The organism is Barrientosiimonas endolithica (assembly GCF_030296655.1).
Taxonomy (GTDB): domain Bacteria; phylum Actinomycetota; class Actinomycetes; order Actinomycetales; family Dermatophilaceae; genus Barrientosiimonas; species Barrientosiimonas humi.
Genome location: NZ_AP027735.1, coordinates 3639984 through 3655887, shown reverse-complemented (window position 1 = coordinate 3655887; position 15904 = coordinate 3639984). Strand labels below are relative to the sequence as shown.

Genomic DNA, 15904 nt, shown 5'->3' with positions numbered 1-15904 from the left:
CCATGGAACTCACCACTGTCTGGTTCATCCTCATCGCCGTGCTCTGGACGGGATACTTCATCCTCGAGGGCTTCGACTTCGGCGTCGGGATGATGCTGCCGATCGTCGGCAAGGGCAAGAACGCCGCGGAGACCGAGAAGCGCCGGCGGCTCGTCCTCACCACCATCGGCCCGTTCTGGGACGGCAACGAGGTCTGGCTGATCACCGCGGGCGGCGCGATGTTCGCGGCGTTCCCGCACTGGTACGCCACGATGTTCAGCGGTTTCTACCTCCCGCTGCTGCTCGTGCTGGTGGCGCTCATCGTGCGCAACGTCGGCCTGGAGTACCGCCCCAAGCGCAACGACATGACCTGGCGCCGGCGCTGGGACCTGATGATCGTGTTCGGCTCGGTGCTCCCGCCGCTGCTGCTGGGCGTCGCCCTCACCAACACCGTGCGCGGTCTGCCGATCGACCAGAACATGGAGTTCACCGGCAGCCTGCTCAGCCTGCTGAACCCGCTCAGCCTGCTCGGCGGTGTCACCTACGTGGTGGTGTCGCTGGCCCACGGCGCGTTCTTCGTCGCGCTGAAGACCAAGGGCGACGTGCGTGAGCTGGCGCGTGGTCTCGGCGCCCGCGTCGGGGTCGTCGCCGGCGTGCTCGTCGCGGCGCTGCTGCTGTGGCTGGGCGTCGCCTCCGACGGCACCGCCCTCACCTGGGCGACCTCCGCGGTGGCCGTCGTGGCGCTGGTCGCCGCCCTCGCGTTCAACCGGCGCGGGGCCGAGGGCGCGGCGTTCGCCGGCACCTTCGTGACGATCGGCATGACCGTCGCGACGTACTTCCTGCTGCTGTTCCCCGACGTCATGCCGTCCTCGACCAACGAGGCCTGGTCGCTCACCACCACCAACGCGGCGAGCAGCCACCTCACGCTGACCATCATGACCTGGGCCGCGGTGATCTTCCTGCCGATCGTGCTCGCCTACAGCGCCTACAACTACTGGGTGTTCCGCAAGCGGGTCAGCATCCAGATGCTGTCCGAGGAGTCGGCGCCGCAGATCGAACGAGCCGAGAGCTGATGCGTCCGTTCGACCCGCGCCTGCTGCGAGCGTTCCCCGAGACCCGTTCTCCCCTGGCGGTTCTCGGGGCGCTCGGGGTCGTCGGCGGCCTGCTCGCGGTCGGCCAGGCGTTCGCGCTCGCGGCGCTCGTGGTCGCCCTCGTCGAGCAGCGCTCGCTCGCCACCCCCGCCGTCGCCCTGGTCGTGCTGCTGGCCGCGCGAGGTCTGGTCGCGGGCGGGCAGGAGCTGGCGGCGGCCCGCGCCGGGAGCGTCGTGGCCTCGGCCGTACGCCGGCGCCGGCTCGGCGCGTGGCTGCGCCGCCCGGCGGAGCAGCGCGCTGACGCTGCCGCCGCGCTCACCGACAGCACCGACGGTGCCGCCGCCATCGAGCCGTACGTCGCCCGCTACCTCCCCACGCTCGTCGCCGCGGCCGTGGTGCCGGCAGCGACGCTGATCGCCCTCGCCTGGGTCGACTGGCTCAGCGCGCTGATCGTGCTGCTGACCCTGCCGCTGCTCCCTGTCTTCGCGGCGCTGATCGGGCAGCACACGCGCGACGAGACGCAGGCCCGGTGGCGCGAGTCCGTCACGCTCGCAGGGCATTTCCTCGACGTCGTGCGCGGGCTGCCGACCCTGGTCAGCTTCGGCCGGGCCGACGCCCAGCTGGACCAGGTCGACCACGTCGGCGACCGGCACCGCCGGGCCACGCTGCGCACGCTGCGCACCGCGTTCCTGTCCTCCGCCGCGCTCGAGCTGCTGGCCACCATCTCGGTGGCGATCGTGGCCGTCGCGGTCGGGCTGCGGCTCGCCCACGGCAGCATGGCGCTCGGCGTCGGGCTGACGGCGATCCTGCTGGCGCCCGAGGCGTACTGGCCCGTCCGGCGCGTGGGGCAGGAGTTCCACGCCGCCGCCGACGGCGCCGAGGCGCTCGACCGGCTGCTCGCCGACGAGCCCGGTGACGCGAGCGGCGACGTGGCCGGCGACGCGAGCGTGGCGACGACCGCCGCGACCAGCGCGTCGACCGGCGGTCCGGGCAGTGCGCCGCAGCAGGTCGTCGTGCGCGACGTCTCCTACCGCCACCCCGGGGCGAAGACCGTTGCGCTGCAACCGGTCTCGTTCACCGCGGGGCGCGGGCTGACCGTCGTCAGCGGACCCTCCGGCGCGGGCAAGAGCACGCTGCTCGAGGTCGTCGCGGGCGTGCGCACAGCCAGCACCGGCACCGTCGAGCGCCCTGCCGTGCACCTGGTGACCCAGCAGCCGTTCGTCGCACCCATGACGACCAGCGAGAACCTCGCCCTCGGCACCCGCGCCGCCGCCGACCAGGTCAGCCTGCTTCCGGGCGTGCCGAGCGGAGCCGTGCTGGGCGACGACGGGTTCGGCCTCTCGGCCGGGCAGCGCGCCCGGCTCGCGCTGGAGCGCGCCCGGCTCAGCGACGCGGCCGTGCTGCTCGTCGACGAGCCCACGGCCCACCTCGACGAGGGCGCCGCCGCGGCCCTGCGCGACGAGCTCGTCACCCTCGGCCGCAACCGCGTCGTCATCGCCGTCACCCACGACCCCGAGCTTCTCGCCCTGGCCGACCAGGTGGTCGAGCTCCAGGCCCCGCCCGCCGGTGCGGCCGACGAGCCTTCTCCCGCCGGTGGTCGAGCAGGCGAGCCCACCCCCACGGTGGTCGAGCAGGCGAGCCCACCCCCACGGCATTCGAGCAGGCGAGCCCGCCCCCACGGCGGTCGAGTAGGCGAGCCCCCAGGGCGAGCCGTATCGAGACCAGCTCCACGGGTCTCGATACGGCCTCCGCTAGCGCTCCGGCCTACTCGACCAGCGTGGGCGCTCCGGCCTCCTCGACCAGCGTGGGCGCTCCGGCCTCCTCGACCAGCGTGGGCGCTCCGGCCTACTCGACCAGCGTGGGCGCTCCGGCCTCCCCGACCAGCGTGGGCGCTCCGGCCTCCTCGACCAGCGTGGGCGCTCCGGCCCGCTCCACCGCTGCGCGCCACCCGCGGCGGCCGTTGCTGCGACCGACGCGCGGCACGCTCGTCGCCGGGGCGCTCGGCGGCCTGGCCGCCGCGAGCTCGGTGGCGTTGACCGCCACCAGCGGTTGGCTGATCGTGCGCGCAGCAGAGCAGCCGGTGATCCTCACGCTGATCGTTGCGATCGTGCTGGTGCGCACCTTCGGCATCGCGCGTCCGGTCTTCCGCTACGCCGAGCGGGTGCGCTCGCACGACGCGGCCCTGGCCGAGCTGAGCGACCGGCGCACCAGCGCCTATCGCGCGCTGATCCCGCTCACCCCCGCCCGCCTCGGACGCCGCCGCCGCGCCGACCTGCTCACCGGCTTCGTGCACGACCTCGACGACGAGGTCGACGCGCAGGTGCGCGTGGTCGTGCCGCTCGTCGCCGCGACGCTCGCCGGCGTCGGGGCCGCGGTGGTCGCGGGCAGCCTCCTCCCGCCCGCCGCGCTCGTCATCGCGGCTGCACTGGTCGCGGCCGCAGTCGTCGCCGGGCTCGACCTCGCGGGCGAGCTCGCCGGGCAGCGCGACAGCGTGGCCGCGCGCGCCGGCATCGCCCGCGCCGCGCACGTCGCGACCACGAAGACCACTGAGCTGCAAGCGATCTCGGCGACCGGCTGGGCGCTCGACCAGCTCGACGAGGCCCAGGCGCAGGCCGAGCGCGCCGCTCTGCGCCAGGCGCGCGGACGAGCCCTCGGCGCCACCGCGACACCCGTGGTGACCGGCCTGGCGACGGCCGCGATGGCGTACGTCGTCGCGGGCGCCCTCGCCGACGGCCAGGTCATCGCACCGATCGCCGCGCTGCTGCTGCTCATGCCGCTCGCGCTGGGCGACGTGCTCGGCACGCTGCCCGACGCGATGGGCGCCTGGGCCCGCTCGCGCGCCGCCCGCGACCGGGTCGCCGACCTGCTCGACCAGGAGCCGGCCGTCGCCGACACCCCCGGCCTGCCCGACCTCGCGCCGGCCACCAGCCGCACGCTGGGCACCGACGGAGTCGTCGCCGCGTGGCACCCCGACTCTGCGCGAATCACGTTGCCCGACAGAGTGGTCCGCCCAGGTGAGCACCTGGCGATCACGGGTCCGAACGGGTGCGGCAAGTCGACCATGCTGTCGGTGCTCGCGCGGCACCTCGACCCGGTCAGCGGCCGGAGCACGATCGACGGCCGCGACGCGCAGGACGTCTCGTTGGCCAGCGCCCGGGCGCAGGTCGCCGTCGTCGACGACGAGCCGCACCTGTTCACCGGCACGGTGCGGGCCAACCTGCTGCTGGCACGCCCCGGTGCCGACGACGACGCGGTGCGCGAGGCACTCACCCGGGCCGGTCTCGGGTCGTGGCTCGCGGGCCTGCCCGACGGTCTCGACACCGATCTCGGCGCCGGCGGTCGCGGGATGTCCGGCGGCGAGCGCAGCCGGTTCGCGATCGCGCGGGCGCTGCTGTCGGACCGTCCGGTGCTGCTGCTCGACGAGCCGGTGGCGCACCTCGACCAGCCCACCGCGCGCCGCGTGCTCACCGACCTGCACACCGCCACCCGCGGCCGCACGGTCGCCCTGGTCACCCACCAGGCCCTGGGTCTGGACGGCTGCGACCGCCACCTACGCTGGACCGTCGCCGCGCGCACGGAGAGGACCACGACATGAGCAAGGCGCCCCGTGCCGCCATGGGCGAGCTCGAGACCGCGGTGATGACCGTGCTGTGGTCGGCCGACGGCGCGCTGACCGTGCGCGAGGTGGTCGACCGGCTGACCGACCGCGACCCGGCCTACACCACCGTGATGACGGTGCTCGACCGGTTGGCGAAGAAGGAGATGGTCAGCCGCGAGCGCGACGGCCGCGCCTGGCGATACGCCCCCGCCGCCACCCGCGAGGAGCTCACCGCCCGCAGCATGCGCTCCTCGCTCGAGGACCTGCCCGACACCCAGCGGCAGGCCACGCTCATGCACTTCCTCGACGAGGCCACGCCCGAGGAGATCGCCGAGCTGCGGGCGGCGCTGGAGCAGCTGGACTGAGGCGGGTCTCGATACGGCTCGGCTAGCGCCTCGCCTACTCGACCGGCTTGGGCAGTCGGGTCTCGATACGGCTCGGCTAGCGCCTCGCCTACTCGACCGGCTTGGGCACGGACTGCTCGACCGGCTTCGCCGTGACACCTGTCATGCGCAGTCGGTGACGCAACGCGTTACCGCCCGCCCGCCGTACGCCCGAGCCTGGTGGGCATGGACCTCACCACTGCCGCCGCACCGGCCCGGCCCGGTGCCGCCGACGAGCCGCCCGCCGTCGAGCTGCGCGGGCTGACCAAGACGTTCCGCCGCGCCGGCCAGCCGCCCGTGCAGGCCGTGCGCGGCATCGACCTGACCGTGCCGCAGGGCCAGGTCGTGGCGCTGCTCGGCCCCAACGGCGCGGGCAAGACCACCACGCTGGACGTCGTGCTCGGGCTGACCGAGCCGACCGGCGGGAGCGCCCGCGTGCTCGGCCAGCGGCCGCGCGCCGCGGTCGACGCCGGCCGGGTGTCGGCGGTGCTGCAGAGCGGCGGGCTGCTGCGCGACCTGTCGGTGCGCGAGACGGTGCAGGTCATCGCCTCGACGTTCGAGCGGCCGCGACCGGTCGACGAGGTCATCGAGCAGGCCGGGCTGAGCGACCTGGCCGGCCGCAAGGTCGGCAAGTGCTCGGGCGGCGAGCAGCAGCGGCTGCGCTTCGCGCTCGCCCTGCTGCCCGACCCCGACCTGCTCGTGCTCGACGAACCCACCGCCGGCATGGACGTCGCCGCCCGTCGCGCGTTCTGGGCGACCATGCACGCCGACGCCGACGCCGGCCGCACGGTCATCTTCGCGACGCACTACCTCGAGGAGGCCGACGCCTTCGCCGAGCGGATCGTCATGGTGGCCGGGGGCCGGGTCGTCGCCGACGGCTCCGCCGAGCAGATCCGCTCCCGCGCGAGCGGCCGCACGGTCTCGGCCGACCTGCCGGGAGACCCGGCCGATGTCGTACGCCGGTTGCGGGCGATCGACGACGTCGCCGACGTGCAGGTGCAGGGCGACCGGGTGACCGTCGCCGCCGGCGACTCCGACGCGATCGCGTGGCTGCTGCTGAGCGACCTCGGCGCCCGCAACCTGGAGATCTCCAGCGGGTCGCTCGAGGCCGCGTTCCTCACCATCACCGGCGGCGCCCCGGCCGCCGCGGACCTGCCCCACGACAGCGCGAAGGAGCCCGTGGCATGAACCGCACCTATCTCGGGATGGAGCTCAAGCGCATCGTGCGCGACCCCGCCGGCCTGTTCTTCACCGCCGGCCTCCCGGCCTTCATGTACGTCATCTTCGGCGCCGCGCAGTCGTACAAGTCCGCGAACGCCGGCAACGGCAACGTGGCGCTGTTCATCGTCATCTCGATGGCGGCGTACGGCGCGGTCACCGCCACCACCGGGGTCGGCGGCACCGCCGCGGTCGAGCGGCTGCAGGGCTGGGGTCGCCAGCTCGGGCTGACCCCCATGCGCGACGGGCAGTTCGTGCTGGTCAAGAGCGTGCTCGCGGTGCTGGTGGCGCTCGTCCCGATCGCCCTGATCTACGGCATCGGCATGCTGACCGGGGCCGAGGGCACCACGCGCGCCTGGCTGCTCAGCGCGCTCGTGGTGGTGGCCGGCGCCGGGGTGTTCGCGCTCTACGGGCTCGCGATGGCCCAGGCGTTCCGCAGCGAGACGGCCGTCTCGGTGGCCGCCGGGATGCTCGTCATCATGGCCTTCCTCGGCAACATCTTCTTCCCGCTCTCTGGCACGATGCTGACGATCGCGAAGTTCACCCCGCTCTACGGCTACGTGAGCCTGGCGCGATACCCGTTGACCGAGGGACGCATGATCGACACCTCCGCCCCCGCCGAGCCGGTGTACGAGCCGCTGTGGGTCCCCCTGCTCAACCTCACGGTGTGGGGCCTGATCTTCGCGCTGCTCGCGACGTGGCTGGTGCGCCGCGGCCGGGGCCGCCAGTGAGGCGAGCGTCCGACCCCGCCACCGCCGACCGCACCGCGCCGCCGGCGGTGGACCGGTGCGTGGGCCGGTCGGCTGACGCGTCGACGCCGGAGCCGCGCGAGCCGTGGGAACGTTTCGGCTGGATCATGGGCGCGATCTGGCTGATCTTCCTGGTCTTCCCGATCCAGTCGGTCGTCACCAGCGACCACCCGTGGGGGCTGCGCGTCGGGGGCGTGGGGCTCATCCTCGTCTTCGCCGCGGTCTACCTGCACGGCCTGATCCGGCTCGACGCGCAGGCCGACGAGGCCGCGCAGCAACGGTTCGGGGTGCGCCACCTCGCGGTGCTGCTGGCGCTCACCGTGACCCTCGGTCTGCTGGTGCGCGAAGAAGCGCTCGGCATGCTGCCGTTCGTCGTGTCGCTCGGGGTGCTGTCGCTGCCGCTGCTGCAGGGGTTGGCGCTGGCGATCGCCGCCCTGATCAGCTGCATCGTCGTGCCGGTGCTCACCGGCGAACCCGCCGCCGCGATCGTCTTCTCGATCATCGTGCTGATGGTCTCGGTCGTCGTGTTCACCGTGCGGCTGGTCGACCACCGCGCCGAGGAGCACCGCGCGCTCGCCGAGGAGCGCGCCCTCACCGCCCAGCGCGAGCAGGTCGCCCGCGACGTGCACGACGTGCTCGGCCACTCCCTCACCGTCGTCACCGTGAAGTCCGAGCTCGCCGAGCGGCTGGTCGACCTCGACCCCGAGCGGGCCAAGGCCGAGATCGCCGAGATCCGGTCGCTGTCGCGTCAGGCGCTCGCCGAGATCCGCGCGACCGTCGCCGGCCTGCGCGTCACCCGCCTCGACGAGGAGACCCGTAACGCCGCCGAGGCGCTCGCCGCGGCCGGCATCGCCGCCGACCTGCCCACCGACCCCGACGAGGTCGACCCGCGGCACCGCATCACGCTCGCCTGGGCGCTGCGCGAGACGGTGACCAACGTCGTACGCCACAGCCGGGCCGCCTCCTGCCAGGTCACCTGGGGCGACACCTGGCTCACCGTGGTCGACGACGGGGTCGGTCCGCGAGACCTCAAGGAGGGCAACGGGATTCGCGGCCTGCGCGAGCGGGTCGCCGCTGCCGGCGGGAGCCTGGAGATCGTGCCCGGACCCGACGGGCGAGGCACCAGCGTGACGGTGCGGCTGTGAGGGTGGACGCGTGAGCATCCGACTGCTGCTGGCCGACGACCAGGCCCTCGTGCGCGGCGCGCTGGCCGCGCTGCTCGACCTCGAGCGCGACATGCAGGTGGTCGCCGAGGTGGGGCGCGGCGACGAGGTGGTCGAGGCCGCGCGCACCCACGAGGCGCAGGTCTGCCTGCTCGACATCGAGATGCCGGGCCGCTCCGGCATCGACGCCGCCCGCGAGGTGAGCGAGCAGCTGCCCGGTGTGCGCAGCATCATCGTCACGACGTTCGGGCGGCCGGGATACCTGCGCGCGGCCATCGACGCCGGCGCCACCGGTTTCGTGGTCAAGGACACGCCCGCGCGCGAGCTCGCCGAGGCCGTACGCCGGGTGCACCAGGGCCTGCGTGTCGTCGACCCCACCCTCGCGACCGCCTCGCTGCTCGGCGGCCCCAACCCGCTCACCGAGCGCGAGCGCGACGTGCTCCGGGCGGCGCTGTCGGGCGCCCCGGTCGCCACGATCTCGACCCAGGTGCACCTGTCCCCCGGGACGGTGCGCAACTACCTGAGCTCCGCGATCCGCAAGACCGACACCGCCACTCGCGTCGAGGCCGCCCGCACCGCCCAGGAGAACGGGTGGCTGTGAGGGACAAGGTGGTCGAGCGGCTCCCCACGCTGGTCGAGCGACGCCCTGAGTAGCGCGAGGGACGAGCGCGTATCGAAGGGTAGGCCGGAGGGCAGCGGAGGCCGTATCGAGACCCGTCACCACGGTCCTCGGTCACCGGAAACGCGCCTGGAAGCGGGAGCCGGGGCGTGGTCGGCCGGATCTGGCGGCTCACCGTGGTGACGTTTCTGACAGAGCCGGACGTTGTTGACACGGACAGGCGTTGTTGACAGGAATGCGTGCTGTAGCAGCCCTTCGTGTCAACAACGTGGGGTCGTGTCGACTACGCGGGGTCGGGTCAGGACCGGCCCCGCTCAGACTGGTCACGAACTAACAGACTGGTCACTTGCAACCGACCACTTTGTTAGTTCGTGACCACTCTGGCGCCGTACGCCCTCGGCGACTCGCGAGTTCGACGTCACCACACGCGTACTCACGCCTCCCGGCGCCCTTCGGTGACCGCACGAGCAGGTGACCTGGTCTCGATACGGCCTCCGCTTCGCTCCGGCCTGCTCGACCACCGTGGGAGGCGACTCGACCAGCGTCGAGCAGGCGGCCCAGCGACAATGGCCGGCATGTACTCCGCCGCGCTCGTGCTGCTGTCCGTGGCACTGGCCGGGCCGGCGCCGCGGCTGCTCGCGCGGCTGACGGTGCTGCGCAAGGCGCCGGCGGCGGCGCTCGTGCTGTGGCAGTCGATCTCCCTGGCGGCGCTGATCGCGGGGCTGGCGGCGGCGCCCGTGGCGGTGCAGCAGGCCGTCACCGGTGAGGGGCCGGCGCTCGCGCTCAACCCGATCATGCTGGTGGCGGGGTTCGTGGTGACCGGGTTCCTCGCGGCGCGGCTGCTGCTCACCGGCCACCGCACCGGCACCGCCCTGCGCCGCGCGCGCCGCGAGCACCGCGAGCTGGTCGACCTCATCGGTCTGCCCGGCAGCGACGGCGGGCGGGCGCTGCGCGTGCTGGAGCACCCGACGGCGACGGCGTACTGCCTGCCCGGCCGCCGCAGCCGCGTGGTGCTGAGCGCGGGCACCCTGCAGCGGCTGTCCCCCACCGAGCTCGGCGCGGTGCTGGCCCACGAGCGCACCCACCTGCGCTTCCGGCACGACCTGGTGCTGGAGTTCTTCACCGTCCTGCACACGGCGGTGCCCGAGCGGGTGCGCAGCAACGCCGGCATGCACGAGGTGCGGCTGCTGCTCGAATTGCACGCCGACCAGCACGCCGTCGCCGACCACCGGCCCCGCGACCTCGGCTCGGCGCTGGTCACCCTGGCCGGCAGCAACCACCCCGAGGCAGGTCTGGGCGCGGGGGTGGCACCGGGATGGCGGGCGTACGTCTGCGGCAGCTGCGCGACCCGGGCCCGCACCGCGGGATCGCCGCCGTGGCGCTGCTCGCGGCCGCGCTGATCCTCGCCTGCCCGATCGTCCTCGTGGTGGCTGCCCTGGCCTAGGGTGTGGACCGACACCGGACCAGGAGGAGATCACGATGTCTACGCCTTCCAACGGCTCGTGGAACGACGGGCCGCAGTACGGCGCCCCCAGGGGGTGGGCAGCAGCAGGGTGGCTTCGGCCAGCAGAGCCTCGGCCAGGGATTCGGCCAGAGCGGCAGCGGCTACCCCGCCGAACAGGGCTTCGGCCAGCAGGGCCAGTCCGACTCCGGCTTCGGCCAGCAGGGCCAGCCGGGCCAGTCCGACTCCGGCTTCGGTCAGCAGCACGGCCGCTCCGACTCGGGCTTCGGCCAGCAGGGTCAGCAGCACGGGCAGCAGGGCTTCGGCGCTCCCGGCGGCCCGGGCAGCAGCGGCCCGATCACGACCAGCAGCTCCGGGGGCGGCCTCGGTGACCTGTTCAGCGACTTCGGCTTCCGCAAGAGCCTCACCGAGCAGCTCGCCTCCATCGCGTTCCTGGTGGCCGTGGTGTGGCAGGTGCTCAACTTCATCCGGGTGCTCGCCAACGCGTGGGGCTCGCAGGGCAACGGCGAGTTCCAGGTCCGCAACATGGGCGGCTTCGAGGCGATGATGACCACCCTCGGCGGCCTGGCCTGGATGATCTTCGCGATCATCGCCGCCCGGCTCGCCCTCGAGCTGTTCGTCAACGTCGCGCGCCTGGCGCGGGGCAAGAGCTGACCGAGGCCAGCTCGATCACGACCGTGACGACGGCCGCGCCCGGTGACCTCACCGGCGCGGCCGTCGCCGCATGAGAGGAACGTCCATGCGACCCGTGCGCGTGCAGGTGGTCTGCGACGGCAACACCGGCCGCTCGGCGATGGCCGAGGTCGTGCTGCGCGACCTGCTCTCCCGGTCGCCCGCGGCCGCGGCCACCGAGATCACCTCCGCCGGGCTGCTCGTGCACCAGCCCGGCGCCCCCGCCGACCCCGAGGCGCTCACCGCCCTCGCCGCGGTCGGGCTCGACGGATCCGCCCACCGCGCAACGCAGTTCGAGATCGACGACTTCCCCGAGCTCGACCTCGTCGTGTTCGCCGAGGAGCGGCACGTCGGCCTCGTCGCGTCGGCCTGGCCGCCGCGCGGCTGGCAGGAGCGCGTACGCCTGATCCGCTCGTTCGACCCCGTCGCCTCCGCGCTGCGCGAGACCGACCTGGCCGATCCCTACGGCAGGGGTGCGCAGGCGTACCGCCAGTGCCTGAAGGACATCCGCGCGGCGGCGCCGCGGGTGATCACCGAGATCGAGCGGCTCGCCGAGGTCAGCTGAGCGCCGGCAGCTCGCGGCGCGCCACGTCGATCACCCAGCGCAGCAGCGTGAGGTCGTCGAGGTGGCCGGGCAGCGTGTGGTCGGGCACGGTGTCGTCGGACTTGGCGAAGTAGTAGAGCACCGCGACGAACAGCTGCAGCCGGGCCCCGGCGATGATCGCCGCCGCGTCGAGTCGGCTGGTGCCGACCGAGGCGTCGGCGCGCGCCCCGCCGATCATCCCGTCGCGGCGCTGCTCCAGCAGACCGGTCTCGGTGCGGGGGCGCCGCACTCCAGCTCCTCGATGCGGGCGTCGAGCACGGCGCAGGCGATGTCGACGTTGACCCGGCCGAAGGAGTCGCTGACGTCCCAGCCGGCGAACTGCTTCTGCTCGACCTGGCGCATCAGCTCGCGCAGCCGGCCCGGGTCGGTCGAGATCGCCACGGCCTCGCGGCGGCACCCGGCGAACGCGGGTGAGGCCAGCAGATCCGCGAGCCGACGATCGATCGGCTCGCGACCCTCTGTGCACGTCACCCGCAGCACTGTAGGGCCGCCGGGCAGGGCGCGTGCCGTCCGCGACACCTGCGTTCACAGTGCGGTCGGTCGTGGTTGGCTGGTCCCGCACGCCCTGGACCACCGCACGAGGAGATCGCATGCCCACCCGTGACACCGCCTGGCCCGACGGCAGCCCGTGCTGGGTCGACCTCAGCGTCGAGGACCTGGGCAGCGCCAAGCGCCGCTACGGCCACCTGTTCGGCTGGGACACCGACGACTCCCCCGGTGGCGACGAGGGCTACGTCACCTGCCTGAAGAACGGCCGCGCCGCCGCCGGGATCATGGAGCGCACCTCGGCCGAGGAGCCGAGCGCGTGGCTGACCTACCTCGCCACCAGCGACGTCGACGCCACCACCCAGCGCGTCGTCGAGGCCGGCGGTGCCGTGATCGAGGAGCCCAAGGACGTCGGCCGCGGCGCCGGGCGCCTGGCCGTCGTGCGCGACGCGAGCGGCGGGGTGCTCGCGCTCTGGGGCGCGGGCGCGCACACCGGCTTCCAGGTGTTCGGCGAGCCGGGCACGGTCGCGGCCTGCGTACTGCTCACCCGCGACCTGCAGGCCTCGCGCGCGTTCTACGAGCAGGTCTTCGGCTACACCTTCGGCGAGGAGCAGGGCGGGCTCGTCACGTTCCTCGTCGACGGGCAACCCGCCGGCGCGATGCACCAGGCCGACCAGCTGCCCGACGGCGTCGACGCCGCCTGGAACGTCCACTTCGCCGTCGCCAGCCGCGACGCCACGGTCGCGATGGCCGAGATGGAGGACGACACCGACATCCTCATGTCGTTCGACTCCCCCGCCGGGCCCGAGGCCGTCATCCGCGGGCCCGAGGGCGAGGTCTTCAACGTGACCGAGCTGCCCGACACCCCGCCCGAGGGGTGAGGCGGGCGACGGCACGCGTGCGTGCCCGGCGATAATCGACGCATGCCCTCCCTCGCCGACGCGCAACCCCCGATCGCGCTGGGTGCGCTCGACGGCCGATACCGCCCGGCCGTCGCGCCCCTGGTCGACCACCTGTCCGAAGCCGCGCTGAACCGTCAGCGGGTCAACGTCGAGATCGAGTGGCTGATCCACCTGACCGACGCCCAGCTCGTCCCCGACGTACGCCGGCTCACCCCCGACGAGCAGGCGCAGCTGCGCGCGGTGGTCACCGACTTCGGCACCGACGACATCGCCGAGCTCGGCGCGATCGAGCGCGAGACGGTGCACGACGTCAAGGCGGTGGAGTACTACCTCAAGCGGCGGCTGCCGGCGATCGTCGGCGACGACGCGGCCGGCCTCGGCGAGCTGGTGCACTTCGGCGCCACCAGCGAGGACATCAACAACACCTCCTACGCGCTCATGGTGCGCGGCGCGGTCGAGCAGGTCTGGCTGCCGCGCGCCCGGGCCCTCGTCGAGCAGCTGGCGACCATGGCGCGCGAGCTGCGCGACGTGCCGCTGCTGTCGCACACGCACGGCCAGCCGGCCACGCCGTCGACGCTCGGCAAGGAGCTCGCGGTGCACGCCCACCGGCTCACCCGCCAGCTGCGCCGCGTCGCCCGGCAGGACTACCTCGCGAAGATGTCGGGCGCCACCGGCACCTACGGCGCGCACGTCGCGGCCCTGCCCGACGCCGACTGGCCGGGCATCGCGCGGGCGTTCGTCGAGGAGCGCCTCGGCCTCACCTGGAACCCGCTGACCACGCAGATCGAGAGCCACGACTGGCAGGCCGAGCTGTACGCCGACGTCGCCCGGTTCAACCGGATCCTGCACAACCTGTGCACCGACGTGTGGTCCTACATCTCGATGGGCTACTTCGCGCAGGTGCGCGGCCAGGGCACGGTCGGCTCCTCGACCATGCCGCACAAGGTCAACCCGATCCGCTTCGAGAACGCCGAGGCCAACCTCGAGGTCAGCAACGCGCTGCTCGACGTGCTCGCCTCGACGCTGGTCACCTCGCGGCTGCAGCGCGACCTCACCGACTCCTCGATGCAGCGCAACATCGGCACCGCCTTCGGCCACTCGCTGCTCGCGATCGACAACGTCTCGCGCGGGCTCGACGGCCTCGACGCCGTGCCCGCGGCGATGGCCGCCGACCTCGAGGCCAACTGGGAGGTGCTCGGCGAGCCGGTCCAGTCGGCCATGCGGGCGCTCGCCGCGCAGGGCGTGCCCGGCATGGACCAGCCGTACGAGCGGCTCAAGGAGCTCACCCGCGGTCGCCGGATCACCGGCGACGACCTGCGCGAGTTCGTGCGCGGGCTCGGGCTGCCGGCCGACGTGGAGGCGAGGCTCGTCGCGCTGACGCCACAGACGTACGTCGGGCTGGCGCCGCAGCTGGTCGACCACCTCGACGTCGACCCGGTCGACGCCCCTGACGCCGGCTGATCAGCGGGTCGCCGGGCCGACCTGGACCCGCGCGACCGGCTTCGCACCGTCGAACACCTGCACCAGCACCGACTCCGCGAGCTGGGTGCCGCCCGGGCCCTCGACCGTCACCGCGTAGACGTCGGTGGGCGGGGTGGCGCGCTGGAGCCGTACGCGTGCGCCGGCCACGCCGAGCACCTCGCCCCGAGTGGCCGGCCCCGACCCGACGGCGGTGAACGGCATGCCGTAGCCGATCCCGACGCGGTCGACGGCGACCAGGCTCGGCCCGTTGTCGAGCGCCAGCCGGCTCTCGCCCGACCAGGTCTCGAACAGCAGGCTGGTGCCGTCGGAGGTGAGCAGGCCCTGGCGACCGTTGGGGGCGAGCACCCGCATCCGCTGCGCCGCCGGGTAGCTGCCCGCGACGGCGGCGGCGTAGTAGCCCTGGTCGCCGTCGTTCCACAGCAGGCCGACCGGCTGCCGGCTCGTGCGCGACAGGCCCGGCTGCCAGGGCCACAGCACGGTCCACTCGCTGAGCGGCAGCGCCTCGACCGACCGGCGGCTCGCGTCGCCGACGGTGGGGCCGAAGCTGACCATCGCCTGCGCGACCCGGCCGCGGACGACGTACACCGGCATCCGGCCGATCATCCCCTGGCTGACGCGCCCCTGCTGCGTGGGCAGGTCGAGCACGGTGGAGCCGATGCGCGCCGCGCCGTCGACGTAGTCCAGCGCGAGCACCAGCTGCCGCCCGGGCCCGCTGCCGACCACGGTCGCGACCAGCGAGGCGGCCTGGCCGTCGCCGTCGGTGACCCGCCCGAGGCCGAACGTGCCCTGCAGCGGGCGCCCCGTCTCGGCGAGGCGCGCGTCGAGGATCAGCGACTCGGTGCGCACCTCCGGCGGGCCGGCGACCTGCGGCACGACCACCGCGGCCAGCAGCGCGACCGCGGCCAGCCCGCCGAGCACCAGGCGCCGGTCGCGGCGGCTCGAGGTGGTGCGCAGCCGTTCGCCCTCGGCGACGGCCTCGGCCGGGTCGAGCCGCCCCAGCTCGGGCGGGGCGTCAGCGTCGCGCAGCCCGCCGCGCAGGTCGTGGGTGTCGTGGGCGACCGTGCGCACCGCGCCGCGCGAGCACCCGACGAGCTCAGCCACGGCGGCCTCGGGCAGCTCGAACCCGTGCCGCAGCACCGCGATCGCCCGATCCCGCGGGCTCAGCTGCCCGAGCCGCGCGAGCCGGTCGGTGGCGAGCGGGACGAACGGCTCAGGGTCGTGGATCGCGTTGCGCAGCAATACTTCTCGCGTGCGCTGGCCCCGGGCGAAGTCGTCGTGCAGGTGCGGCCAGTCGACGTACGTCCGCGCCAGCGCCCCGCGCACCAGCCCCTTCGCACGGGTCGCGTCGCCGGTCAGCAGCCACGCCAGCCGGGCTGACGAGCCGGTCACGGTCTCGGCGAAGTGCGTGAACTCCTCCCGGGATCGCGTCATCGCACCCTCGCCCACCCTTCCGTCCCACCGCCTTCAGCGCCGGCGGGTCGCGGCTCGTGCCGTCG

The 15904-nt window shown here is 74.0% G+C and carries 16 protein-coding genes; 13 read left to right on the top strand and 3 right to left on the bottom strand.

Annotated features, from left to right (window positions below; genetic code table 11):
• Positions 1-2: 2 nt before the first annotated feature.
• The 11 genes from cydB (at position 3) to QUE40_RS18460 (ending at position 11499) form a co-directional block, all read left to right on the top strand.
• Complete coding sequence (gene cydB, locus QUE40_RS18510) at positions 3-1052, top strand: cytochrome d ubiquinol oxidase subunit II (RefSeq protein WP_289231920.1); 1050 nt, start codon at positions 3-5, stop codon at positions 1050-1052.
• Entirely contained in the window at positions 1052-3106 is a 2055-nt protein-coding gene (locus QUE40_RS18505; protein WP_289231919.1) for an ABC transporter ATP-binding protein/permease, read from the top strand. Before cydB ends, QUE40_RS18505 begins: the two co-directional genes overlap by 1 nt.
• Positions 3031-4665, top strand: coding sequence for a thiol reductant ABC exporter subunit CydC (gene cydC / locus QUE40_RS18500; protein WP_289231918.1), 1635 nt, complete (start codon positions 3031-3033; stop codon positions 4663-4665). Before QUE40_RS18505 ends, cydC begins: the two co-directional genes overlap by 76 nt.
• Positions 4662-5033, top strand: coding sequence for a BlaI/MecI/CopY family transcriptional regulator (locus QUE40_RS18495; protein WP_142007664.1), 372 nt, complete (start codon positions 4662-4664; stop codon positions 5031-5033). Before cydC ends, QUE40_RS18495 begins: the two co-directional genes overlap by 4 nt.
• Before the next feature lie 204 nt (positions 5034-5237).
• A complete protein-coding gene (locus QUE40_RS18490) occupies positions 5238-6239 on the top strand; it encodes an ABC transporter ATP-binding protein (RefSeq protein WP_289231917.1) in 1002 nt (333 codons plus the stop codon).
• Positions 6236-7000 carry an ABC transporter permease gene (locus tag QUE40_RS18485; RefSeq protein WP_289231916.1) on the top strand — a complete coding sequence of 255 codons (765 nt, stop codon included), beginning with the start codon at positions 6236-6238 and terminating at the stop codon, positions 6998-7000. Before QUE40_RS18490 ends, QUE40_RS18485 begins: the two co-directional genes overlap by 4 nt.
• A gap of 59 nt (positions 7001-7059) precedes the next feature.
• A complete protein-coding gene (locus QUE40_RS18480; RefSeq protein WP_289231915.1) occupies positions 7060-8163 on the top strand; it encodes a sensor histidine kinase in 1104 nt (367 codons plus the stop codon).
• A gap of 10 nt (positions 8164-8173) precedes the next feature.
• Complete coding sequence (locus QUE40_RS18475; protein WP_289231914.1) at positions 8174-8782, top strand: response regulator transcription factor; 609 nt, start codon at positions 8174-8176, stop codon at positions 8780-8782.
• 593 nt (positions 8783-9375) lie between these two features.
• Positions 9376-10200: a M56 family metallopeptidase gene (locus tag QUE40_RS18470; protein ID WP_289231913.1), complete on the top strand. Its 825-nt coding sequence runs from the start codon at positions 9376-9378 to the stop codon at positions 10198-10200.
• A 47-nt stretch (positions 10201-10247) separates the two neighbouring features.
• Positions 10248-10916 carry a DUF4282 domain-containing protein gene (locus tag QUE40_RS18465; RefSeq protein ID WP_289231912.1) on the top strand — a complete coding sequence of 223 codons (669 nt, stop codon included), beginning with the start codon at positions 10248-10250 and terminating at the stop codon, positions 10914-10916.
• A gap of 85 nt (positions 10917-11001) precedes the next feature.
• Positions 11002-11499 carry an arsenate-mycothiol transferase ArsC gene (locus QUE40_RS18460; RefSeq protein ID WP_170206948.1) on the top strand — a complete coding sequence of 166 codons (498 nt, stop codon included), beginning with the start codon at positions 11002-11004 and terminating at the stop codon, positions 11497-11499.
• Here QUE40_RS18460 and QUE40_RS18455 read toward each other — a convergent pair.
• A complete protein-coding gene (locus QUE40_RS18455) occupies positions 11492-11767 on the bottom strand; it encodes a hypothetical protein (protein ID WP_289231911.1) in 276 nt (91 codons plus the stop codon). The genes QUE40_RS18460 and QUE40_RS18455 overlap by 8 nt on opposite strands.
• On the bottom strand, positions 11713-12009 hold the full coding sequence (locus tag QUE40_RS18450) for a hypothetical protein (RefSeq protein ID WP_289231910.1): 297 nt from the start codon (positions 12007-12009) through the stop codon (positions 11713-11715). Before QUE40_RS18450 ends, QUE40_RS18455 begins: the two co-directional genes overlap by 55 nt.
• A gap of 119 nt (positions 12010-12128) precedes the next feature.
• Between QUE40_RS18450 and QUE40_RS18445 the strand changes: the two genes are divergently transcribed.
• Both QUE40_RS18445 and purB read left to right on the top strand, forming a co-directional pair.
• Positions 12129-12905 (top strand): VOC family protein, encoded by a 777-nt coding sequence (locus QUE40_RS18445; protein ID WP_289231909.1) that lies wholly within the window; start codon positions 12129-12131, stop codon positions 12903-12905.
• A 42-nt stretch (positions 12906-12947) separates the two neighbouring features.
• Entirely contained in the window at positions 12948-14387 is a 1440-nt protein-coding gene (purB, locus tag QUE40_RS18440; RefSeq protein ID WP_142007655.1) for an adenylosuccinate lyase, read from the top strand.
• On the opposite strand, the gene QUE40_RS18435 is transcribed toward purB, so the two are convergent.
• Positions 14388-15839, bottom strand: coding sequence for a SigE family RNA polymerase sigma factor (locus QUE40_RS18435; protein WP_289231908.1), 1452 nt, complete (start codon positions 15837-15839; stop codon positions 14388-14390).
• Between the last annotated feature and the right edge of the window lie 65 nt (positions 15840-15904).

Coding starts and splice junctions, on each gene's coding strand:
- QUE40_RS18445 (WP_289231909.1), top strand. CDS start 12,129: ATGCCCACCCGTGACACCGCCTGGCCCGACGGCAGCCCGTGCTGGGTC.
- cydB (WP_289231920.1), top strand. CDS start 3: ATGGAACTCACCACTGTCTGGTTCATCCTCATCGCCGTGCTCTGGACG.
- QUE40_RS18470 (WP_289231913.1), top strand. CDS start 9,376: ATGTACTCCGCCGCGCTCGTGCTGCTGTCCGTGGCACTGGCCGGGCCG.
- QUE40_RS18490 (WP_289231917.1), top strand. CDS start 5,238: ATGGACCTCACCACTGCCGCCGCACCGGCCCGGCCCGGTGCCGCCGAC.
- purB (WP_142007655.1), top strand. CDS start 12,948: ATGCCCTCCCTCGCCGACGCGCAACCCCCGATCGCGCTGGGTGCGCTC.
- QUE40_RS18460 (WP_170206948.1), top strand. CDS start 11,002: ATGCGACCCGTGCGCGTGCAGGTGGTCTGCGACGGCAACACCGGCCGC.
- QUE40_RS18435 (WP_289231908.1), bottom strand. CDS start 15,839: ATGACGCGATCCCGGGAGGAGTTCACGCACTTCGCCGAGACCGTGACC.
- QUE40_RS18505 (WP_289231919.1), top strand. CDS start 1,052: ATGCGTCCGTTCGACCCGCGCCTGCTGCGAGCGTTCCCCGAGACCCGT.
- QUE40_RS18495 (WP_142007664.1), top strand. CDS start 4,662: ATGAGCAAGGCGCCCCGTGCCGCCATGGGCGAGCTCGAGACCGCGGTG.
- QUE40_RS18485 (WP_289231916.1), top strand. CDS start 6,236: ATGAACCGCACCTATCTCGGGATGGAGCTCAAGCGCATCGTGCGCGAC.